The 21,022-nt window shown below is 65.5% G+C and carries 19 protein-coding genes; 13 read left to right on the forward strand and 6 right to left on the reverse strand.

Translation table 11 applies throughout. The features are described from left to right. Positions 1-624: a thiamine phosphate synthase gene (thiE, locus tag AC6H0W_RS00225; protein WP_497575095.1), complete on the reverse strand. Its 624-nt coding sequence runs from the start codon at positions 622-624 to the stop codon at positions 1-3. Positions 625-777: 153 nt separating this feature from the next. Here thiE and AC6H0W_RS00230 point away from each other — a divergent pair, with 153 nt between their 5' ends. From AC6H0W_RS00230 to AC6H0W_RS00255, 6 genes are all read left to right on the forward strand, one after another. Next, the gene (locus tag AC6H0W_RS00230) at positions 778-930 is read left to right on the forward strand and encodes a rubredoxin (RefSeq protein WP_497576170.1); all 153 of its coding nucleotides are present in this window, start codon (positions 778-780) and stop codon (positions 928-930) included. 150 nt (positions 931-1,080) lie between these two features. Next, positions 1,081-1,470, forward strand: a complete 390-nt coding sequence (locus tag AC6H0W_RS00235) for a response regulator (RefSeq protein ID WP_497575096.1) — start codon at positions 1,081-1,083, stop codon at positions 1,468-1,470. Positions 1,471-1,493: 23 nt separating this feature from the next. Further along, positions 1,494-1,859 (forward strand): response regulator, encoded by a 366-nt coding sequence (locus AC6H0W_RS00240; RefSeq protein WP_497575097.1) that lies wholly within the window; start codon positions 1,494-1,496, stop codon positions 1,857-1,859. A 3-nt stretch (positions 1,860-1,862) separates the two neighbouring features. Then, positions 1,863-2,378, forward strand: a complete 516-nt coding sequence (locus tag AC6H0W_RS00245) for a chemotaxis protein CheW (protein WP_497575098.1) — start codon at positions 1,863-1,865, stop codon at positions 2,376-2,378. 46 nt (positions 2,379-2,424) lie between these two features. Beyond that, on the forward strand, positions 2,425-4,554 hold the full coding sequence (locus AC6H0W_RS00250; protein ID WP_497575099.1) for a methyl-accepting chemotaxis protein: 2,130 nt from the start codon (positions 2,425-2,427) through the stop codon (positions 4,552-4,554). Positions 4,555-4,567: 13 nt separating this feature from the next. Then, the gene (locus tag AC6H0W_RS00255) at positions 4,568-10,054 is read left to right on the forward strand and encodes an Hpt domain-containing protein (RefSeq protein WP_497575100.1); all 5,487 of its coding nucleotides are present in this window, start codon (positions 4,568-4,570) and stop codon (positions 10,052-10,054) included. 38 nt (positions 10,055-10,092) lie between these two features. Here AC6H0W_RS00255 and AC6H0W_RS00260 read toward each other — a convergent pair whose 3' ends face one another. Continuing rightward, the gene (locus tag AC6H0W_RS00260; RefSeq protein WP_497575101.1) at positions 10,093-11,544 is read right to left on the reverse strand and encodes a cryptochrome/photolyase family protein; all 1,452 of its coding nucleotides are present in this window, start codon (positions 11,542-11,544) and stop codon (positions 10,093-10,095) included. 92 nt (positions 11,545-11,636) lie between these two features. Between AC6H0W_RS00260 and AC6H0W_RS00265 the strand changes: the two genes are divergently transcribed. From AC6H0W_RS00265 to AC6H0W_RS00285, 5 genes are read left to right on the forward strand one after another with little or no spacing between them, the layout of a single operon-like run. Then, the gene (locus tag AC6H0W_RS00265; RefSeq protein WP_497575102.1) at positions 11,637-12,203 is read left to right on the forward strand and encodes a YqgE/AlgH family protein; all 567 of its coding nucleotides are present in this window, start codon (positions 11,637-11,639) and stop codon (positions 12,201-12,203) included. Then, complete coding sequence (gene ruvX / locus AC6H0W_RS00270) at positions 12,196-12,663, forward strand: Holliday junction resolvase RuvX (RefSeq protein ID WP_497575103.1); 468 nt, start codon at positions 12,196-12,198, stop codon at positions 12,661-12,663. The genes AC6H0W_RS00265 and ruvX overlap by 8 nt, the downstream gene beginning before the upstream one ends. Further along, entirely contained in the window at positions 12,650-13,150 is a 501-nt protein-coding gene (gene pyrR / locus AC6H0W_RS00275; protein ID WP_497575104.1) for a bifunctional pyr operon transcriptional regulator/uracil phosphoribosyltransferase PyrR, read from the forward strand. The genes ruvX and pyrR overlap by 14 nt, the downstream gene beginning before the upstream one ends. Next, positions 13,143-14,099 (forward strand): aspartate carbamoyltransferase catalytic subunit, encoded by a 957-nt coding sequence (locus AC6H0W_RS00280; RefSeq protein ID WP_497575105.1) that lies wholly within the window; start codon positions 13,143-13,145, stop codon positions 14,097-14,099. Before pyrR ends, AC6H0W_RS00280 begins: the two co-directional genes overlap by 8 nt. A 22-nt stretch (positions 14,100-14,121) precedes the next feature. Beyond that, positions 14,122-15,399: a dihydroorotase gene (locus AC6H0W_RS00285; RefSeq protein ID WP_497575106.1), complete on the forward strand. Its 1,278-nt coding sequence runs from the start codon at positions 14,122-14,124 to the stop codon at positions 15,397-15,399. A 50-nt stretch (positions 15,400-15,449) separates the two neighbouring features. Here AC6H0W_RS00285 and AC6H0W_RS00290 read toward each other — a convergent pair whose 3' ends face one another. The 3 genes from AC6H0W_RS00290 to AC6H0W_RS00300 are packed head-to-tail and all read right to left on the reverse strand — an operon-like array spanning position 15,450 to position 17,555. Then, positions 15,450-16,031 carry a YggT family protein gene (locus AC6H0W_RS00290; protein WP_497575107.1) on the reverse strand — a complete coding sequence of 194 codons (582 nt, stop codon included), beginning with the start codon at positions 16,029-16,031 and terminating at the stop codon, positions 15,450-15,452. A 1-nt stretch (position 16,032) separates the two neighbouring features. Next, a complete protein-coding gene (gene proC / locus AC6H0W_RS00295) occupies positions 16,033-16,842 on the reverse strand; it encodes a pyrroline-5-carboxylate reductase (protein WP_497576171.1) in 810 nt (269 codons plus the stop codon). 23 nt (positions 16,843-16,865) lie between these two features. Next, complete coding sequence (locus tag AC6H0W_RS00300; RefSeq protein WP_497575108.1) at positions 16,866-17,555, reverse strand: YggS family pyridoxal phosphate-dependent enzyme; 690 nt, start codon at positions 17,553-17,555, stop codon at positions 16,866-16,868. A gap of 90 nt (positions 17,556-17,645) precedes the next feature. On the opposite strand from AC6H0W_RS00300, the gene AC6H0W_RS00305 reads away from it, so the two are divergent. Then, entirely contained in the window at positions 17,646-18,689 is a 1,044-nt protein-coding gene (locus AC6H0W_RS00305) for a type IV pilus twitching motility protein PilT (RefSeq protein WP_497575109.1), read from the forward strand. Positions 18,690-18,713: 24 nt separating this feature from the next. Continuing rightward, positions 18,714-19,847, forward strand: a complete 1,134-nt coding sequence (locus AC6H0W_RS00310) for a PilT/PilU family type 4a pilus ATPase (RefSeq protein ID WP_497575110.1) — start codon at positions 18,714-18,716, stop codon at positions 19,845-19,847. A gap of 6 nt (positions 19,848-19,853) precedes the next feature. Here AC6H0W_RS00310 and AC6H0W_RS00315 read toward each other — a convergent pair whose 3' ends face one another. After that, positions 19,854-21,020, reverse strand: coding sequence for a THUMP domain-containing class I SAM-dependent RNA methyltransferase (locus AC6H0W_RS00315; RefSeq protein ID WP_497575111.1), 1,167 nt, complete (start codon positions 21,018-21,020; stop codon positions 19,854-19,856). Between the last annotated feature and the right edge of the window lie 2 nt (positions 21,021-21,022).

The following is a 21,022-nucleotide window of genomic DNA, read 5'->3' on the forward strand; positions in this document are numbered from 1 at the left end:
TCAGTCGTACAGGGCCTGGATGGTGGCCGCGCGCGCGGCGGGGTCCGGCGCCTTGAACACATCGGAAATCACTGCCAGCAGGTCGGCACCGGCTTCGACCAGCTGCGGCGCGTTGTCGAGCGTGATGCCGCCGATGCAGCACACCGGCACGGCCAGCTCGGCCTTGGCACGGCGTACCAGATCGATCGGCGCCTGCACCGCTTCGGGCTTCACGGAAGACGAGAACATCGCACCGAAGGCCACGTAATCGGCACCGGCTGCCACGGCCTGCTCGGCACGCGCCCATTCGTTGTAACACGACACGCCCAGAATGCGATTGGCCCCAAAGGCGCTGCGCACGGCAGCGATGTCGCCATCGTCCTTACCGATGTGCACGCCGTCGGCCCCGACATCCAGCGCCAGCTCGACACTGTCGTTGACGATGAACAGGGCACCAGCGGCATGCGCCAGCGCCGCAGCGGCAGCCGCCTGCTCGCGCTTGGCTTCTTCGCTGGCAAGTTTGTTGCGGTACTGAACGATGGCTGGGTGACCGCCCAGGGCGTCTTGCAGGCGGGCGAGCAATTCACCGGTGTCACGGCAATCGGGGGTCACGAGGTAGAGGCCTCGGGCGAGAATTTCAGACATGAGGAAACTCCGGAAACCCCGCGCAACATGGCGCTTTTCCATGGTTCTGGCTGCGCTGGCGGGGGCTGGAAAATACGGTAAGATGCCCCGGATTCTACCGTCAAACGCCACGGAGCACCCCGCCCGATGAGTAATCCCGAGTTCAAGAAATACATGTGTCTGATCTGCGGCTTCATCTACGACGAGGAAGCCGGTCTGCCGGGCGAAGGCATCGCCCCCGGCACCCGCTGGGAGGATGTCCCCCCCAACTGGACCTGTCCCGAGTGCGAAGCGCGCAAGGAAGACTTCGAAATGGTGGAGATTTAAGGCGCTTCCTCACGCCTGCGTTGCTAATTCACAGCAACTTGTAGCAAGACATTGCGGAGGGGGCGTTTCTGCCGCATAGTCGTGTCAAAGCTGACGGCATATGCCGTTGCCCGTAAGGCCTTCCAGCCAACGTGTGACGAGGATTTGTACATGGATCTGACCGGCCTGAGGGTAATGGTCATTGACGACAGCAATACCATCCGCCGCAGCGCCGAGATCTTTCTCGGCCAGGCTGGCTGTGAAGTCGTGCTGGCGGAAGACGGCTTCGACGCGCTTGCCAAGATCGCCGACCACCACCCAGATGTCATTTTCATGGATATCATGATGCCGCGCCTGGACGGGTATCAGACCTGCGCATTGATCAAGCGCAATGCGCGCTTCTCTGCCACTCCGGTGATCATGCTTTCCTCCAAGGACGGGCTTTTCGACCGCGCACGCGGGCGCATGGCCGGCTCCGACGAATACCTCACCAAGCCATTTACCAAGGACAGCCTGCTGAAGACCGTCGCTCAGCATGCCGGCCAGAAACAAACCGACTGAATGTCAGTAGTGGGATGAATGAAATGCCGATCAAGAAAATCCTCGTCGTCGACGACTCCCCGACCGAACGCTTCGCACTGACCGAAGTGCTCACCGCCAACGGATACGAAGTGGTCACCGCCGAAAACGGCGAAGACGCCATCGTCATCAGCAAGGCCGAGTTGCCCGACCTCATCCTGATGGATGTGGTCATGCCCGGCATGAACGGCTATCAGGCCACCCGCACGATTTCGCGCGACGAAGCCACCCGCGCCATCCCGATCATCATCTGCACCACCAAGGGTCAGGAAACCGACCGTATCTGGGGCATGCGCCAAGGCGCTCACGACTACCTCGTGAAGCCGCTGGATCACCCCGAACTGCTGTCCCGCATCAAGAGCCTGGGCTGACGCATGGCACGGCGCGTCAGCCTGCGCGAATTCCAGGAGAGTCTTGCGCGACGGCTCGCGGAATCCCGCGATAGCGAGCGCCGCACGCTGCTCGGCCTGCAGACCCCTTCCGAAAACTGGCTGATCGACCTCGCCGACACCGGCGAAGTACTGCCCGTGCCGCCGATTGCCGGCGTGCCGATGACGCAGCCGTGGTATCGAGGGCTGGTCAACGTGCGTGGCAACCTGTGCGGCGTCATCGATTTCTCGCTGTTCCAGTCAGGCGAGGCGATCGCCCCCGGCGGCAGCGCGCGCGTGCTGCTGGTCGGCGCGAGTCACGGCAGCGGCATGGCCCTGCTGTTCACCCGCGCCGCCGGCCTGCGCAGCCCCGAAGAATTCACCCCCGAGGATGAAGCCGACCCGAGACCCTGGGTGAGCACCGTCCTCAGCGACGTGCAGGGTCATCGCTGGCTCAAGCTCGACGTCGCAACACTCGTACGCAATCCGGCCTTCCTCGAGGCCGGCATCCTCGAATCCTGAGGTATCCACGCATTTCCTGAGCACCTTTTCGCTGCGGAGCAAAAACATGGGATTCACGTTTTCGAAACTCTCTTCGGGCAGCGCTGCGAAGAAAGACGCCGACTCGTCCGACGAGACCATCCTCGAAACCGGCAGCAAACCCCGCGCGGCAGCCAAACCGGCCGGAGCGCCTGACGAGCGCCCGGTGTCGGAGCGGATGCGAAACCATTTCATCCTGTTCGCCCTGCTGGTGGTCGGCGCCGCAGCGCTGCTGACGCTACAGAACCGCCAGGCCAGCCACGCCACCCTGTACGTCGCGGCGGCAGGCGAACTGCAGATGCTCTCCCAGCAGATTGCCAAAGCCGCCCAGCGCGGCATCCAGGGCGACCCCGACGCCTTTGCCGAACTGCGAACCGCCAGTCAGCAATTCACCTCCACGCTGCAAACCCTGCGTCGCGGCGGCGTACTGCAGGGCAGCCGCGTCCCGGCCAGCCCGGAAAGCGTACAACCGGCACTGGTCGCACTGAGTGAGCGCTGGACGCCGATCGAGCAGGACGTGCAATGGCTGCTCGAAGGTGAAGAAAGCATCACCACGCTCGACCGCTCGGTGGCCATGATCAACGCCTTCAACCCGCTGCTGTTCGACCTGACCCAGGCCATCGCACGCCTGAAGGCCGAAAGCAACGCCTCGATCCGCGAGATCACGCTCGCCAACAACGCCGTGCTGCTCACCCAGCGCATCGCCAAGAACGCCAACACGCTGCTGGTCGGCGAGGCCGTCGACCCGGAAGCCGCCTTCCAGCTCACGCAAGACCCGGACGGCTTCAACAACACCATGGCCGAGTTGCTGCGCCTGTCGTTCGCCGATGCAGCCACCCAGCAACGTCTGCGCGACATCGAGTGGTACGCCGAAGAAAGCCTGGCAGCCGTCGCGCGCATCAACGACAACATCCAGAACCTGACGCAGGCCAAACAGACCGGCACGCGCATGTTCAGCGCATCGCCCGCCCTGCTGCAGGACACGCGCAACGTATCGACCGCCTTCGACAGCAGCTACCGCGGCGCCAACCCGCTGATCATCGGCATCATCTTCACCAGTCTGGCCGCGCTGCTCGTCATCGCGCTGATCGTCAAGGCATACAACGCCGACCTTCTGCGCCGCCGCAGCGCTGCCGAACAGCAGCGCCAGGAAGCCCAGGACGAACGCAACCTCGCCCAGCAGGCCATTCTGCGTCTGATGAACGAGATGGGCGACCTCGCCGACGGTGACTTGACCATCCGCGCCACGGTGTCGGAAGACATCACCGGCGCCATTGCCGACTCGGTGAACTACACGATTGAAGAACTCTCGGTGCTGGTGCGCCGAATCAACGATGCGGCCACCCGAGTCACCGCGGCCACCGAATCCGCCCAGAAGATTTCCGGCGAACTGCTCGACGCTACCGAGCGCCAGTCGCAGGAGATCGAGGAAGTCGGCTCGACCGTCGAGCGCATGGCCGCGTCGATGACTTCTTCGTCCGAGCGTGCGCTGCAGTCGGCGCAGGTTGCGCGCCAGTCACGCGACGCTGCCCAGAAAGGCACGACCGCCGTGGAAGACACCATCCGCGGCATGAACGACATCCGCGAGCAGATTCAGGAGACCTCCAAGCGGATCAAGCGCCTGGGCGAATCCTCGCAGGAGATCGGCGAAATCGTGGAGCTGATTTCGGACATTACCGAACAGACCAACGTGCTCGCGCTCAACGCCGCCATTCAGGCCGCTTCGGCCGGCGAAGCAGGCCGCGGCTTCACCGTGGTTGCCGAAGAAGTGCAGCGCCTGGCCGAACGCTCGGCCGAGGCGACCAAGCAGATCGCCTCGATCGTGAAGTCGATTCAGACCGACACCAAAGACGCCGTGGCCGCCATGGAAACAGCCACCCGCGACGTGGTCGAAGGCGCCCAGCTGACCGACGCCGCCGGCCAGGTGCTGTCGGAAATCGAGCGCGTTTCGACCGAGACCGCCGAGCTGATCGAACAGATTTCGGGCGACATCCAGGAGCAGGCCGCCACCGCCGGCCGTGTCGCCGGCACCATGAAGGAAATTCTCGCGATTACCGACCAGACCACGCGCGGCACGCAGCAGACGGCCGTTTCCGTCGGCGAGCTCGCAGACCTTGCTGTTGAACTGAAAGGCTCAGTGTCGGGCTTCAAGGTCTGAACGGGGCAAGCTCATGACGCAATCGCAGGAACTGGACATCGGGCCGCTCAGTTGGGTGCGTGGTGAAATCGATCAGGCGCTGAGCCTCGCGGCAGAAGCCATCGACCGCGCCGAAGCCGACCCCGAGCAGAGCGGGCAACTCCAGTTCGCCCGCACGCACGTGCACCAGGCGCGCGGTGCGCTGTCCATCGTCGGCCTGGACGGCCTGTGTCATTTCATCAGCACGCTCGACGACCTGCTGGTGCGCATGTCGGCGGCTCAGCCGCTCGACCCCGCACACGCCAAACTCGCCCGCCGCGGCTGCTCGGCGGTCGCCAACTATCTGGGGGAACTCGTCGGCGGCTCGGGCGATCAACCACTGCGGCTGTACGCGCTGTACCGTGAGATCGCCACCGCCAATGCTCAGGAAGAAATCAGTCCGGCCGATCTCTTCTACCCCGACCTGAGCAGACGCCTTCCGCGCCGCAAACTGCACAACGCCCCAAAACCCGACAGCGAAGCCGGCACCAACGCCATGCGCGGCGCGCGCGCAGCGCTCGAGCGGGGCTTGCTGCAATGGCTCAGGAGCCCGGCCGACCGCACCGGCCCGGACACCATGCGCGATGCCGCCATCGCGCTCGAATCCCAGCAATCCAGCCCGGCGTCATACACGCTGTGGCGCGTTGCCCAGGCCTTTTTCGAGGCCCTCGCCAATCAAGACCTCCCGTCGTCCGAGATGCGCATCAAGCAGTTGTGCACCGGTCTGGCCCGGGAAGTCCGCAATCAGGAAAACGCGGCTCACCGCCCTTCCGAACGGCTGATGCGTGATCTGCTTTTCGAGATCGGACAAGCCCCCGTACGCACGCCCGCGCAACGTCAGGTGCGGCAGGCATGGAATCTCGACGCATGGTGGGCCGACCCCGGCGAAGTCGTCACCGACATCCCGCTCGGCCCGCTGCTGCGCAAACTGCGCACCGAGCTTTCCGCCGCGAAAGCCGACTGGGACGCCTTCGGCAGCGGCAATGCTGCGGCATTGCAGGCCTTCGATGAGCGCATTGCGAGCATTTTGGATGAGGCCAGGCGCCTGGGCCGCCCGCCGCTGCAGGAGCTACTGGCCAGCGTGGCCGAAGTGTCGCAATGGCTGCGGGCCGACCCGGCCCACAACGGCAACGACAACCTCGCGGTTGAAGTGGCCACTGCGCTGCTGCTGGCCGAACTGAGCGTGGAGGGCGGCATTGCCGACAGCGAGCTCGCCGCGCAGGGCAAGTCCTGCCGCGCGCGCTTCGAAAGCATGATGCGCGGCGCCACGCCCACCCAGCCCGAAACCCTCGAAGGGGCTCGACGAGCGCACGAGTGGGACGCACGCCAGCAGGTGGCACGCGAAATCGCCTCCAACCTCGGCCATATCGAGCAGACGCTCGACGACTTTTTCCGCAATCACGACAAGCGCGGCCCGCTGGCGCAGCTGATCATGCCTCTGCGCCAGATCGAAGGCGCGCTGGCCGTGATCGGCGGCGAGCAGGCCATGCCGCTGGTGCGCGAGGCAGCACGGCGCGTCGGCGAGCTGGCCAACTCCACCTTCGAACCCGACAGCGAAGAGCTCAACCAACTGGCCGACCAGATATCCACGCTGGGTTTCTTCGTCGCGGCGCTGCAGCACGGCCAGGCCGACCTCGACGACTTCCTGCCCCCGGATCAGCGCACGCCGTCCAACGAACTCGACCCGAGCTTCGAGCTGGACTTCGACGAGACCATCGAAGCCCATGCCGTGGCTGCAGAACAAGACCCGCCGCCGGAAGCGCCGCAGCGCGCAGCCGCCCCGGCCATGGCGCCGCCGCCCAGCACGGACGCCGAGGTGGACGCAGAACTGCTGGCCATCTTCATCGAGGAAGCCCACGAGGTGTTGGGCGCCATCGAAGAAGGCCTTGCGGGCATTGCCCCCCACGGCGAGGCCGAAGCGCTGGTGGACATCCGGCGCGGTTTCCACACGCTCAAGGGCAGTGGCCGCATGGTCGGCCTGAGTGAGTTCGGTGAAGCCGCTTGGTCGGTCGAGCAGACCTTGAACCGCTGGCTGCAGCTCGAGCAGCCTCTCAACGACGAATTGTGCGCCTTGCTCGCCGGCGCACACCGAAGCTTCTCGGCCTGGGTTTCTCAGATCGAATCCGGTGGCAGCCACTCGTTCGACTTTGCAGAGCACGCCGCCCGCGCGGAGCGTCTGCGCACCGACGGCGAAGCCGAGCCCGCAGCCACCGAGCCGGTGCCCCCCGCAATTGAAGCGGTAAGTCCCCCGCCAACTGGAGCGGCCATCGAGGCCATCGAGCTGCCGGAGTTGCCCGAACTGGAAGTGCCGGACAGCTGGAACGAGCCCGCCTCCTCGGCGCCGGACGATGCCGACGACGACGCTCCGCTTGCCACCGCACCGCCTTTACCGCCGTTCGACTTCGGTGACTTGCCGTCACTCGAACTGGACGAGATCAAGGCGCCGCCGGAGCCCGACGACACCGTCACGGTCGAGCCGCTTGCGCAAACACCCGCCGGCCCCGTGGAAGAGCCGGTGCTCGATGTAGCGTTCACCGAGCTCACGGCGGATGCCCTGCCGGTCGAGTTTGTCGCGCCAGACGCCGCGAGCCCTACGCCTGCAGAGTCTTCCACCGAAACTCCTGCTGCGGCCTCACAGAGCGTCACCGTGCGCATCGGCGAGCACGAGTTGTCGCGTCAGCTGTACGAGCTGTATCTGAACGAAGCCCGCGAGCATCTGGACACGCTCAACAGCGATCTCAAACCGCTGCGCCGCAACCCCGGCAAGCCGTCAGACAAACTTCAGCGCACGGCCCACACGCTGGCCGGCATCTCCGGCACAGCGCGCATCCCGGCGATGCAACACCTCGCCCGCGCGCTGGAGTTCGCCTTCGAACGCCTGCGCGAGAACGAACTCACGCCCACGTCCGAACAGATCGACCTGCTGGCCGCCACGGTGGACACGCTGCAGGCCATGCATGCGGAAGTAACGCGCCAGCAGTTGCCACTCGAAGTCCCCGAACTCGAACCGCAACTCGACAGCGTCGGCCGCCCGCAGGCCGAAGACACCGCCGACATCGCCCCGGCCGACTCACCCTCGCCGGCACTGGAAGTCACTGCGACGCCGCAGGACGAGGTCGAGCCGCACGCCATCTCGCCCGCACCGGTCGAAGCCCCTCGCGCCGCGCCTGCGCCGCAGATGGCCGGCACGGAAACGGACGAAGCCCTCAGCAGCTCGGTGCATGACGACCTCGACGAACAGCTGCTGCCGGTCTTCCTCGAGGAAGCCGACGAACTGATGTCGGCGCTGAGCGAGCGCACGCGCCTGTGGCAGACCGACACCGGCAACCCCGAGCACGCGCGCATGGCCGCGCGCGATCTGCACACGCTCAAAGGCAGCGCGCGGATGGCCGGCGCCATGCAACTCGGCGAACACGTACACCGCATCGAATCACGCCTTGAATCCAGTCTGGCGCGGCACTACGACGCCGAGCATCTGATCGATGAACTCACCAGCGGGCTTGATCACGCTGCGCACATGATCGCCGCACTCAATGGCGAAGGCGCCGCGGAGGAACAGAGCACCTCCACCGAAGCCAGCGCCGAGCGCACATTGACGACGACACCCGCCATCACCGTGGAAGCCGGTGAAGCGGCCGAACCCGCACAATCGGGTGGCACCTTGCGGGTGCGCGCCGACACGCTTGGCGGCTTCATCAACACCGCTGGCGAAATCGGCATTGCACGCACACGCATCGAAGGTGAATTGCGTGTGCTGCGCCGCTCGCTGCTCGACCTCACGGAAAACGTCATCCGCCTGCGCAACCAACTGCGCGAAGTCGAGCTGCAGGCAGAAACCCAGATGCAGACGCGCATTGCCCAGGCCGACTCGGCCGAGGGCGATTTCGATCCGCTCGAGATGGACCGCTACACGCGCCTGCAGGAACTCACCCGCATGATGGCCGAGAGCGTGGGCGACGTCACCACGGTGCAGCAGCAACTGCTGCGCAACCTGGACGGCGCCGAACTCGCCCTGCACAGCCAGGCCCGCTTTGCACGCGACCTGCAGCAGTCGCTGATGCAGGTGCGCATGGTGCCGTTCGACAGCCTGGCCGACCGCCTCCACCGCGTCGTACGCCAGAGCGCGAAAGACCAGAGCAAACGCGTCAACCTCGACATCCGCGGCGGGCGCATCGAAATCGACCGCAGCGTGCTCGAACGCATGACCATCGCCATCGAGCACATGCTGCGCAACGCGGTGGCCCACGGTATCGAGCCCACCGAGCAGCGGCGCGAAGCCGGCAAGCAGGAGATCGGGCAGATCACCCTGTCGGTGGTGCAGATCGGCAACGAAATCGCCATCGACCTTGCCGACGACGGGCGCGGCCTGGACTACGCTGCCATCCGTGCCCGCGGCATCGAACGCGGCCTGCTGCTGGGCGACGAAGAAGCCGACGAACGCAAGCTCATCAACCTCATCTTCGCTTCCGGCTTCAGCACGGCCGAAACCGTCTCGGCCTTGGCCGGTCGCGGTGTCGGCATGGACGTGGTGCGGGCCGAGGCCGCCGCGCTCGGCGGGCGCATCGACGTCAATGCGCGTGAAGGCGAAGGCACCAACTTCCGTATTTACCTGCCGCTCACGCTGGCGGTAACACAGGCCTTGCTGGTGCGCGCCGGCCTCGCCAGCTACGCCATTCCGTCGAGCATGATCGCGCAGGCCATGGAGCTGCGCGCCGACGCCATCAACAAGGTGCGCGCCGACGGCCATATCGAATGGCAGGGTCAGCGCTTCAACTACCGCTACCTGCCGGAGCTGCTGGGCGACCGCCGCACGCAGGCCGAGATCGGGCGCTTCAACTGGCTTCTGTTGCTGCGCGCCGGCAGCGAGAGCCTGGCGGTGCATGTCGACTCCCTGCGCGGCAATCAGGAAATCGTCGTCAAATCGGCGGGGCCGCAGCTCTTGCGCATCGTCGGCATCTCGGGTGCCACCGTGCTGGGCGACGGCGAAATCGTGCTCATCCTCAACCCCATCGCGCTGTCTAGCCGCCTCGCGGCACCGGGTGTGACCATCGCCGGTGAAGACAGCGCAGCGCCGCACGCCGAACTGCCGCAGGTCGAAACCGCACACGTGCCGACCGTGATGGTGGTGGATGACTCGCTCACCGTGCGCAAGATCACCGGCCGCCTGCTCGAACGCGAAGGCTACCGCGTGCTCACCGCCAAAGACGGCACCGACGCACTCGATCAGCTGGAAGAAGGCTTGCCCGACGTGATCCTGTCGGACATCGAAATGCCGCGCATGGACGGCTTCGAGCTCGTGCGCAACCTGCGTGCCGACGAGCGCACGCGTGAGGTACCGGTGTTCATGATTACCTCACGTCTGGCCGACAAGCACCGCGAATACGCCGAAAAGCTCGGCGCCAACGAGTACCTCGGCAAGCCCTACGACGAGGAAGAGCTGCTGCGCCTGCTGCAGCGTTACGTGCACGCGACCGCCCAATAAGACCAGCCCCCGGAGCCCTGTGCCACCGGGAGCTGGTTTCATTCACGCGCGTTTTTGGTGACCTCGAAACGCGCCAGCGTGCGCTCCCGCGCAGCGGCGTGATCCACCACCGGCCCCGGGTAATCGTGGCCGATCTTTACGCCGCTCTGCTGCTGCAGGTCGGCATTCATCTTCCACGGCGCATGAATGTAGCGCTCCGGCACCTTCGCCAGTTCCGGCACATAGCGCCGAATGAACGCGCCCTGCGGGTCGAAGCGCTGCGACTGCGTCACCGGGTTGAAGATGCGGAACCACGGCTGCGCGTCGCAGCCCGTCGATGCCGCCCACTGCCAGCCGCCATTGTTCGACGCCAGATCATAGTCGTTGAGCAGTTCGGCAAAATGCCGCTCGCCCTCGCGCCAGTCAATGCCCAGATCCTTGGTCAGGAAAGACGCCGTGACCATGCGCAAGCGGTTGTGCATGTATCCCGTGTTCGCCAGTTGCCGCATGCCCGCATCCACCAGCGGGTAGCCGGTCATGCCCTCTTTCCAGGCCTTGAGCAGCGCCGGCGCATGGTCCCAGCGCACGGCGTCGAACTCGGGGCGGAAATTGGCCGAGACCACGCGCGGGTGGTGCCACAGAATCATCTGATAGAACTCCCGCCAGATCAGCTCGTTGAGCCAGGTCCGTGGACCATCGCCGACGTGCCCGTGGGTAAAGCGCGCCAGCTCACGCACCGACACCGTGCCGAAACGCAGATGCACCGACAGATACGAAACCCCTTTCTTGCCGGGAAAATCGCGCGCCACGTGGTAATCGGCCATGCGTGCGCAGAAATCTTCGAACAGCTCATGCGCGCCGCTCATGCCAACCGGCAACTTCAGCCCCTTCAGCGTACCGATCTCGAAGCCGATGTCGGCCAATTCCGGGACGCCGCATTGAGCGCTACGCGGCGCGAGGTTGGCGGCATGCGGCGCAATCGACCACGAGGCCAGTTCGCCTTCGTCGAGGCGACGCATCCAGGCATTGCGGTACGGCGTGAACACGCTGAACGGACGCCCGTCCTGCGTGAGCACTTCGTCGCGCTCGAAGACCACTTGATCCTTGAAATCCTCGAACGCGATGTCGAGGTCGCGCAGTGACGCAGCCACCGTCTCGTCGCGCCGGATGGCATCCGGCTCGTAATCTCGGTTGGTGAGCACGGCATCCACCTTGAGCGATTTGGCCAGCCGCGGAATTTCCTCAACCGCCTTGCCGTGCCGCACGATCAGACCGGCACCGCGGCCACCCGCGTCGCGCGCCAGTTGATTCAGGCTTTCGTCGAGCTCGAGCAGGCTGGCATGAATGAACTCGACCCGGCGATCACGCCGCGAGGGCAAGGCATCGAGAATGTCGCGATCGAACACGAAAGCGCAGTGGACGCGATCAAAGCGGCGCAGCGCGTGATGCAGCGCGGCGTGATCGAAGCTGCGCAGATCACGGCGAAACCAGACGAGAGCGGCAGAAGTCATGAGATCCGGGGATTGAAAAGGGACGGCATTCGACGGTGCGGCCGCGGTCAGGTTCCTGCAACTCGAAGCCGCGAAGGCGTAAAATAACCCGCATGAGCGCCATCATCGCAAACCTGACGAATCATTTCCTGATCGCCATGCCGGCCATGGCCGATCCCAATTTTTCCCGCTCGCTGACCTACATCGCCGAGCACAACGAGCAAGGTGCGCTCGGCATCATCGTCAACCGCCCGCTCGACATGAGCCTGACCACGCTGTTCGAGCGCATCGACCTGCCGCTGCACGCGGCCGAATTCGCCAATCAGCCGGTGTATTTCGGCGGCCCGGTACAGACCGATCGCGGTTTCGTGCTGCACCGCCCCGCCGGTGAATGGCATTCGACGCTCACCGTCAGCGAAGAAATCGGCCTGACCAGCTCGCGTGACATTCTCGAATCGCTCGGCGAACGCGGCGAGCCGGGCGAGGTGCTGGTGTCGCTGGGCTATGCCGGCTGGTCGGCCGGGCAGCTCGAACAAGAGCTGGCCGACAACGCCTGGCTGACGGTGCCAGCCGAGCTCTCGATCATTTTCGATCTGCCGCCCGAAGAGCGCTTTGCCGCAGCACTGCAAGAACTGGGTGTCGACTTCACTCACCTCAGCGAGGTTGCCGGACATGCCTGAGGCGGCTGCAGCCGCCCCGCTGCTTCCGACCCGTGGCACCGTTCTGGGCTTCGACTTCGGGCTGGCGCGCATCGGCGTGGCCGTGGGCGAACTCGAAACGCAGCACGCCAGCGCGCTGACCACCATTGCCGAAGAATCGCGCGACCGCCGCTTCGGCGCCATCGGCAAGCTGCTCGAAGAGTGGCACCCGGTGGCCATGGTGGTGGGCATTCCGCGCCATCTCGACGGCACAGAGCACGACATGACGGCGCGCTGCCGGCGTTTTGCCAATCAACTGCACGGCCGCTTTTCACTGCCGGTTCACGAGATGGACGAGCGCCTCACCTCCGCAGCCGCCGATGCCTCGCTGCACGACGCCGGCGCCTCGGGTTGGCGCGAGCGCAAGAGCCAGCTCGATGCCGTCGCGGCACAGATCATCCTGCAAGACTTCCTCAACGGATCCGCTCATGCACACCCCTGACGCAGAGACCCTGCTCGAACAGCTGATCGGGCAGATGCGCCCGCAGGTCACGCCCGACACCGCACTGGTGGGCATCCGCACCGGCGGCGTGTGGCTGGCCGAACGTCTGCACGCCGCGCTCGGCCTGACCGGGCCGATCGGCTCGATCGACGTATCGTTCTACCGTGACGACCTCGGCGCCCGCGGCCTGCCCCCCAACCCGCAGCGCACCGACATCCCCTTCGATGTCGAAGGCGCCCACGTCATCATCGTCGACGACGTGCTGTACACCGGCCGCACCACCCGTGCGGCCCTCAACGAACTGTTCGACTACGGCCGCCCGGCCTGCGTTGAACTCGCGGTGCTGGTGGACCGTGGCGGGCGCGAACTGCCCATCGCCGCGCGCTACTGCGCCCACACCCTGCCCGAACCCCTGCCCGCCTCGCAGATCCTCGAACTGGGTCGCGATGGCGCCGGCACGCTCTCCCTGAGGCTGATCGATGCGTAACCCCCAGCTCGACTCCAACGGCGGCCTGCGCCACCTGCTGACGCTCGACGGCCTGCCGCGTGAGATTCTCACCGCCATTCTCGACACCGCCGCGCCGCTCACCGAAGTGGCCGAACGCGAGGTCAAGAAACTGCCGGTGCTACGCGGCAAGAGCGTGTTCAACCTGTTCTTCGAAAACTCCACGCGCACCCGCACCACCTTCGAGATCGCCGCCAAGCGCCTGTCGGCCGACGTGGTGAACCTCAACGTGTCGTCCAGCTCCACTGCCAAGGGCGAGAGCCTGCTCGACACCGTCGACAACCTGTGTGCCATGCAGGCTGACATGTTCGTGGTGCGCCACGCCGCCAGCGGCGCGCCCTTCCTGATCGCGCAGCATCTCATCGCCCACGGCCGCAACGACATCCACGTCGTGAACGCCGGCGACGGCCGGCATGCCCACCCGACGCAGGGCCTGCTCGACATGTACACCATCCGCCACTTCAAGGGCGACTTCAGCAATCTGGTGGTGGCCATCGTCGGTGATGTGCTGCATTCGCGCGTGGCGCGCTCGCAGATCTCGGCACTGCTGACGCTGGGCGTGCCCGAAATCCGCGTGATCGGGCCGAAGACGTTGCTGCCCACCGGCCTCGAAGCCTGGGGCGTGCGCGTTTTCCATGACATGGAAGAGGGGCTGAAAGATGTCGACGTAGTGATGATGCTGCGCCTGCAGAACGAACGCATGAACGGCGCCCTGCTGCCGACGCCGCAGGAGTTCTACAAGGTGTGGGGCCTGACTGCCGAGAAGCTCTCGCACGCCAAACCCGATGCCATCGTGATGCACCCCGGCCCGATGAACCGCGGTGTCGAAATCGAATCTGCCGTCGCCGACGGCGCGCAGGCCGTCATTCTCAATCAGGTCACCTTCGGCATTGCCGTGCGCATGGCCGTGATGAGCATGCTTGCAGCCTGACCGACAGGAACGAACAGCCGACATGAAAATCAAGATCAGCAACGGCCGTGTCATCGACCCCGCGCACGGCGTCGACGCGGTGCAAGACCTCTACATTGCCGCTGGCCGCGTGGTCGGGCTCGGCAAGGCCCCCGAGGGCTTCGAAGCGCAGCGCGTGATCGACGCCACTGGCCTGGTGGTGAGCCCGGGCCTGGTGGATCTGGCCGCACGTCTGCGCGAACCCGGCTACGAATACCGCGCCACGCTCGAATCCGAAATGGACGCAGCAATGGCCGGCGGCATCACCAGCCTCGCCATCCCGCCCGACACCGACCCCGCACTCGACGAGCCCGGCCTGGTCGAAATGCTGTGCTACCGCGCCAAGCAACTCAACCGCGCCCACGTCTATCCGGTGGGCTCGCTGACCATCGGCCTCAAGGGCGAGCATCTTTCCGAGATGGCCCAGCTCATTGAGGCCGGCTGCTTTGCCTTCAGCCAGGCCAACGTGCCCATCGTGGACAACGCCGTACTGATGCGCGCCATGCAATACGCCGCCACCTTCGGCTTCCGTGTGTGGCTGCAGCCGCTGGCGCCCTTCCTGTCGCGCGGCGGTTGCGCGCATGACGGCGAGGTGGCTTCGCGGCTGGGTCTGGCCGGCATTCCGGTCGAGGCCGAGACGGTGGCGCTATTCACCTATCTGCGACTCGCCCGCGTCACCGGCGCGCGCCTGCACATCACGCGCCTGTCCAGCGCCGAAGGTCTGGCACTCATCGAGCAGGCCCGCAGTGAAGGCATGGACGTCACCTGCGACGTGTCGATCAACCACCTGCACCTGTGCGATCAGGACATCGGTTACTTCGACGCCAATTGCCACCTCGTGCCGCCGCTACGCGCCGCCAGCGACCGCGACGCGCTGCGCGCCGGCCTGGCCGATGGGCGCATCAATGCGCTGTGCTCCGATCACACGCCGGTGGATGACGACGGCAAGCTCGCGCCGTTCAGCGAGTCCGAGGCCGGCGCCACCGGCCTCGAACTGCTGCTCGCGCTGACGCTGAAATGGGGTGAGGAATGCGGCGTGCCGCTGCCCACCGCGCTTGCCCGCGTCACCTGCGATGCCGCCGGACTGGTAGGCATCACCAAGGCCGGCCATCTGGCCGAGGGCGCGCGTGCCGACCTGTGCATCTTCGACCCGAGCGCCAAGCGCATCGTCACGCGGGACTGCCTGCGCAGCCAGGGCAAGAACACCCCCTTCCTCGGGCACGAGCTGCCCGGCATCGTGCGCTACACGATGGTCGAAGGTCAGGTGATGTTCGAAGGCTGATGAGGCGTCGCCCCCGGCGGGCATACCGGCCCGGGGGCGATACTGCTGGATCAGTAGCTGCCGACGATCAGCGGCATGAACAGGCCGCGCAAGCCCGCCAGCACCACCAGCAGAATCTGCAGCAACAGCAGCAGCACCAGCGGCGAAAGGTCGACGTTGGCAATCGTCGGGATGATGCGGCGGAACGGCCGCAGGAAGGGCTCTGCAAGCCGACGCACGATCGGGGCCGCCGGCGCGTGCGGCGCCACCCACGACAGCACCGCCGACACCAGCACCAGCGCGAACACCAGATACACCGCCATGCGCATCAGCTCGATGAAGCCCATGCCGGCCAGCCCCAGCGCAACGCCACCCGGCCCGCCGAACGGCACACCGCGCAGCGACAACTCCAGCGCCACGTAAATCACCTGAGCCAGCCAGGCCGGCAGCAGGCTCGCCATGTCGAGCCCCCACACCCCCGGCACGACGCGGCGCAGCGGACGCACCAGCCAGTCGGTGGTAGCCAGCACGAAGTGCCCCATCTGGTTATGGAAGGGCACGCGCTGCCATTGCATGAAGAAGCGCGCGAGTAGCAGCAACGTGAACGCGCCGAAAACGAAGTTGAGCAGCAGGAAAACGATCTGACCGAGCATCTCAGAGGCCTCCGAGCTCGTCGCCAAGCGCACGCCCGCGCGCCTCGGCTGCGGCAACCGCCTGCCCGATCAGGCCACTGAAGCCGCCTTCGCCCAGCACCGCCAGCGCAGCGGCAGTGGTACCCCCTTTGGAGGTCACCTTTTCACGCAGCACGCCGGGAGCGTCCTCGGACGAAGCGGCAAGCTTCGCAGCCCCCAACACCGTGTCGAGCGCCAGCCGGCGCGCCGTTGCTGCATCGAAGCCACGCTCGATGGCCGCAGCCTCCAGCGCCTCGATGAAATGAAAAACATAGGCCGGGCCGCTGCCCGACACCGCGGTGACCGAATCCATGCGGGCTTCGTCATCCACCCACACCACGCTGCCCACAGCAGCCAGCATGCGCTCGGCCAACGCGCGGCCGGCGGGGTCCACCGCGGAAGACGCGAACACGCCCGTCACCCCGGCGCCGATCAATGCCGGCGTATTGGGCATGGCGCGCACCATGCGCGCGTGATTGCCCAACCAGCGCGACAGATCCGCACTGCGCAGCCCGGCTGCAACGCTCACCACCAAGGCGTCACCCAGCGTGCCGGCCAAGGGGGCCAGCGCCTCGCGCATCTGCTGCGGCTTCACGGCAAGCACCACGGCGTCGGCGCCGATTGCCGCACTGACATCCGCGGCCACGCCGACGCCGAGCGACCGCGTCAGCCACTCACGACGTTCCGCGGACAGTTCGACCACGACAATCCCTGATGCCTCGAAGCCGCGCTCGAGCATCCCGCCAATCATTGCGGCGGCCATGTTGCCGCCCCCCAGAAATACGATCTTCATGCTGCCGCTCACTCCGTGATCGCTCATGTATAGGTTCGTGCGCCGAAAATGGCGCTGCCCACGCGCACCAGCGTGCTGCCCTCGGCGATGGCCGCCTCCAGGTCGTCCGACATGCCCATCGACAAGGTGTCGAGCACGATGCCGTCGGCCGCCAGCGCGTCGCGCAGGCCGCGCAGCGCCGCAAAGCGACTGCGCAGCAAGGCAATATCGGACGTGGGCTCGGGAATGCACATCAGGCCGCGCAGGCTGAGCCGCGGCATCTGCGCGACGGCGCGGGCGAGGGCCGGAAGCTCGCTCGGCACAACGCCGCTCTTGCTGTCTTCGCCGCTGACATTGACCTGGAGGCATACCTTCAGCGGCGGCAAATCCGGCGCACGCTGCTCGGACAGGCGGCGGGCGATCTTCTCGCGCTCGATGGAATGCACCCAGTCGAAATGCTCGGCCACCTGGCGGGTCTTGTTGGACTGCAGCGGCCCGATGAAATGCCACTCCAACCCAAGGCTGGCCAACTCGGCCGCCTTGGCGGCGCCTTCCTGCACGTAGTTCTCGCCGAAAGCCTTTTGTCCGGCCGCCGCAGCCTGACGCACATCGTCGGCCGGCCAGGTTTTGCTGACCGCCAGCAAGGACACCTCATCGGACCTGCGTCCGACTGCCTCGGCTGCGGCCGCAATGCGCTCGCGCACGGCTTGCAAGTTGGCAGCGATTGTTGTCATATACCGGCGTCTGGCCTGTGGTTTCAGCAGGCGCCGAGTATAGCATCGCGCTTTCGGCGCCTTTCCCGACCCAACGTATCCCGAAAGCCCATGGACATTACTGAACTGCTCGCGTTTGCGGTCAAGAACAAGGCCTCCGACCTCCACATGTCTGCCGGCTTGCCCCCGATGATCCGGGTGCACGGCGACATCCGGCGCATCAACCTGCCGCCGATGGAGCACAAAGACGTACACGCCATGGTGTACGACATCATGAACGACTCGCAGCGCAAGCAATACGAAGACGAGCTTGAGTGCGACTTCTCGTTCGAGATACCCAACCTGTCGCGTTTTCGCGTCAACGCCTTCAACCAGAACCGTGGCGCCTCGGCCGTATTCCGCACGATTCCGTCCAAGGTACTGACGCTCGAAGACCTCAATGCGCCGAAGATCTTCAAGGAAATCGCCGAGCAGCCGCGCGGCATCGTTCTGGTGACCGGCCCCACCGGCTCGGGCAAGTCGACCACCTTGGCGGCGATGGTCGATTACATCAACGAGAACCAGTATTCGCACATCCTCACCATCGAGGATCCGATCGAATTCGTGCACGGCTCCAAACGTTGCCTGATCAACCAGCGCGAAGTGCACCGTGACACGCTGTCGTTCAACAACGCGCTGCGCTCTGCCCTGCGTGAAGACCCGGACGTGATTCTGGTCGGCGAGATGCGCGACCTCGAAACCATCCGCCTCGCGCTCACCGGCGCCGAAACCGGCCACCTGGTGTTCGGCACGCTGCACACCTCTTCGGCTGCCAAGACCATCGACCGTATCGTCGACGTCTTCCCGGCCGACGAGAAAGAGATGGTGCGCGCAATGCTGTCCGAATCGCTGCGCGCGGTGATCTCGCAGACCCTGCTGAAGACCAAGGACGGCACCGGCCGCGTGGCGGCGCACGAGATCATGCTGGGCACCCCGGCCATCCGCAACCTGATCCGCGAAAACAAGATCGCGCAGATGTACTCGGCGATTCAGACCGGGCAATCGGTGGGCATGCAGACGCTCGATCAGTGTCTGAGTGATCTGGTCCGTCGCAATATCGTTTCGATGCCTGAAGCGCGAATGCGCGCGCAGAACAAGGACGCCTTCGCAGGCTGACGACAACCCCGGCGGAACACCATCATGGAACGCGATCAGGCCCTCAAGTTCATGCACGATCTGCTGCGCCTGATGGCGCAGAAGAACGGCTCCGACCTGTTCATCACGGTGGGTTTCCCGCCCGCCATCAAGGTCGATGGCAAGATCCTGCCGCAATCCAGCCAGGTACTCACCGCCCAGCACACTGCCGAGCTTGCACGCGCGATCATGAACGATCGCCAGGCCGCCGAGTTCGAGTCCACCAAGGAATGCAATTTCGCCGTCGCTCCGCCGGGCATCGGGCGCTTCCGCGCCAATGCCTACATGCAGCAGAGCCGCGTCGGCATCGTGCTGCGCACCATCTCGCAGACCATCCCGAGCTTCGAGGATCTCGGCTTGCCGGCCATCCTGAAGGACGTGGCCATGACCAAGCGAGGGCTGGTGATCTTCGTCGGCGGCACCGGCACCGGCAAGACCACCTCACTGGCTTCGATGGTGGATTTCCGCAACGAGCACTCGCACGGTCACATCATCACGGTTGAAGACCCCATCGAATTCGTGCACCAGCACAAGAACTGCATCATCACGCAGCGCGAGCTGGGTATCGACACCGACTCGTGGGAAGCGGCGCTGAAAAACACCCTGCGGCAAGCGCCCGACGTCATCCTGATGGGTGAAATCCGCGACCGCGAAACCATGGATTACGCCGTCGCCTTCGCCGAGACCGGCCACCTGTGTCTGGCCACGCTGCATGCCAACAGCACCAACCAAGCGCTCGACCGCATCATCAACTTCTTCCCGGAAGACCGCCGTCAGCAGTTGCTGATGGATCTTTCGCTGAACCTGCGCGCATTGGTGTCACAACGCCTGCTGCCGCTGAAAGGCCGCAAGGGACGCGTGCCGGCGGTCGAAGTCATGCTCAACTCGCCGCTCATCGCCGACCTGATCTTCAAGGGCGACGTGCCGGGCATCAAGGAGATCATGAAGCGCTCGCGCGAGCTCGGCATGCAGACCTTCGACCAGAGCTTGTTCGATCTCTACGAAGAAGAACTCATCACCTACGAGGACGCGCTGCGCAACGCTGACTCGATCAACGATCTGCGTCTTCAGATCAAGCTCAACAGCCGCCACGGCGACCAGGACTTCCTGGCCGGCACGCAGAACCTCGACATCGTCTGAAAGCGCTCAGCCCTCGCTCGGCGCCACCGCATCCTTGCGGCCGCTGCCGGCAAACATGCGGTACTCATACAGGCGGCACTCCAGCGCACCATTGAACAGCGGCGTACGGCGGCTGGCCTTGAGGCCCATGCCTTTGGGCAGCTCCGCATCCGCGCTGAGGAAGTAGCAGCGCCAACCGGCCCAATGGCCTTTGAGGGCGTCGCCCAACTCGGGGTAGAACGCCGCCAGCTCGCTCTCCTCGCCCAAGCGCACACCGTACGGCGGATTGGTGACCATCACGCCGCTCTCCGCGGGCGGATCGATTTCGAGAATGTCCGCGGTCATCAGACGCACGCAATCCGCCACGCCCGCCGCGGCAAGATTCACGCCCGTGCGGCGGATCTGCTCGGACACCAGATCGGAGCCATAGATCTTCAGCGCACGCGGCGGCTTGCGGCGCTCTTCAGCCGCCTTGCGCAAACCCATCCACGCCGCGCGGTCGAAATTGCGCAGCTTCTCGAAGCCGAACGAGCGCCCCAGCCCCGGCGCCACATCCAGTGCGATCTGCGCCGCTTCGATGAGGAAGGTGCCGCTGCCGCACATCGGGTCGATCAACGCTTCATCGGGCGTCCAGCCGGTCAGACGCAGGATGCCGGCGGCAAGGTTCTCCTTGAGCGGGGCTTCGACCGCGGCCCGCTTGAAGCCGCGCTTATAGAGCGGCTCGCCAGAGGTATCGAGGTAGAGCGAAACCGTGTCGCGCGTGATGAAGGCGTGCACCCGCACGTCGGGGTTGGCCGTATCCACGCTGGGGCGCTTGCCCGACACCGTGCGGAAGTGGTCGCACACCGCATCCTTGATGCGCAAGGTGACGAACTCGAGACTCTTCAGCGGCGAGCGCTGCGCCGTGACATACACGCGAATGGTGTCGTCGAGCGTGAACCAGCGCGCCCAGGTGGGGGCGTAGGCGATCCGGTAAATATCCTCTTCGCCGCGATAACGCCCCTCGGTGATCTTCCACAGCACGCGGGTGGCAATGCGCGACTCGAGGTTCACGCGGTAGCAGGTCAGCCAGTCGCCCTTGAAGCCGACACCACCATGAGTGGGCTCTACTGCCTTGGCGCCCAGCGCATTGAGCTCATCGGCCAGTGCGGCTTCAAGACCGCGCGGGCAAGGAGAAAAAAACGATTCGGCCATCA

It is taken from the genome of Pseudazoarcus sp. NS20 (genome assembly GCF_059703745.1).

Excerpts from the sequence above, each read along its gene's own strand:
- AC6H0W_RS00260 (WP_497575101.1), bottom strand. The coding sequence starts at position 11,544 with ATGACTTCTGCCGCTCTCGTCTGGTTTCGCCGTGATCTGCGCAGCTTC.
- AC6H0W_RS00255 (WP_497575100.1), top strand. The coding sequence starts at position 4,568 with ATGACGCAATCGCAGGAACTGGACATCGGGCCGCTCAGTTGGGTGCGT.
- AC6H0W_RS00245 (WP_497575098.1), top strand. The coding sequence starts at position 1,863 with ATGGCACGGCGCGTCAGCCTGCGCGAATTCCAGGAGAGTCTTGCGCGA.
- proC (WP_497576171.1), bottom strand. The coding sequence starts at position 16,842 with ATGAAGATCGTATTTCTGGGGGGCGGCAACATGGCCGCCGCAATGATT.
- AC6H0W_RS00280 (WP_497575105.1), top strand. The coding sequence starts at position 13,143 with ATGCGTAACCCCCAGCTCGACTCCAACGGCGGCCTGCGCCACCTGCTG.
- AC6H0W_RS00235 (WP_497575096.1), top strand. The coding sequence starts at position 1,081 with ATGGATCTGACCGGCCTGAGGGTAATGGTCATTGACGACAGCAATACC.
- ruvX (WP_497575103.1), top strand. The coding sequence starts at position 12,196 with ATGCCTGAGGCGGCTGCAGCCGCCCCGCTGCTTCCGACCCGTGGCACC.
- AC6H0W_RS00265 (WP_497575102.1), top strand. The coding sequence starts at position 11,637 with ATGAGCGCCATCATCGCAAACCTGACGAATCATTTCCTGATCGCCATG.
- AC6H0W_RS00300 (WP_497575108.1), bottom strand. The coding sequence starts at position 17,555 with ATGACAACAATCGCTGCCAACTTGCAAGCCGTGCGCGAGCGCATTGCG.
- thiE (WP_497575095.1), bottom strand. The coding sequence starts at position 624 with ATGTCTGAAATTCTCGCCCGAGGCCTCTACCTCGTGACCCCCGATTGC.
- pyrR (WP_497575104.1), top strand. The coding sequence starts at position 12,650 with ATGCACACCCCTGACGCAGAGACCCTGCTCGAACAGCTGATCGGGCAG.
- AC6H0W_RS00285 (WP_497575106.1), top strand. The coding sequence starts at position 14,122 with ATGAAAATCAAGATCAGCAACGGCCGTGTCATCGACCCCGCGCACGGC.
- AC6H0W_RS00230 (WP_497576170.1), top strand. The coding sequence starts at position 778 with ATGTGTCTGATCTGCGGCTTCATCTACGACGAGGAAGCCGGTCTGCCG.
- AC6H0W_RS00315 (WP_497575111.1), bottom strand. The coding sequence starts at position 21,020 with ATGGCCGAATCGTTTTTTTCTCCTTGCCCGCGCGGTCTTGAAGCCGCA.
- AC6H0W_RS00240 (WP_497575097.1), top strand. The coding sequence starts at position 1,494 with ATGCCGATCAAGAAAATCCTCGTCGTCGACGACTCCCCGACCGAACGC.
- AC6H0W_RS00310 (WP_497575110.1), top strand. The coding sequence starts at position 18,714 with ATGGAACGCGATCAGGCCCTCAAGTTCATGCACGATCTGCTGCGCCTG.
- AC6H0W_RS00305 (WP_497575109.1), top strand. The coding sequence starts at position 17,646 with ATGGACATTACTGAACTGCTCGCGTTTGCGGTCAAGAACAAGGCCTCC.
- AC6H0W_RS00250 (WP_497575099.1), top strand. The coding sequence starts at position 2,425 with ATGGGATTCACGTTTTCGAAACTCTCTTCGGGCAGCGCTGCGAAGAAA.
- AC6H0W_RS00290 (WP_497575107.1), bottom strand. The coding sequence starts at position 16,031 with ATGCTCGGTCAGATCGTTTTCCTGCTGCTCAACTTCGTTTTCGGCGCG.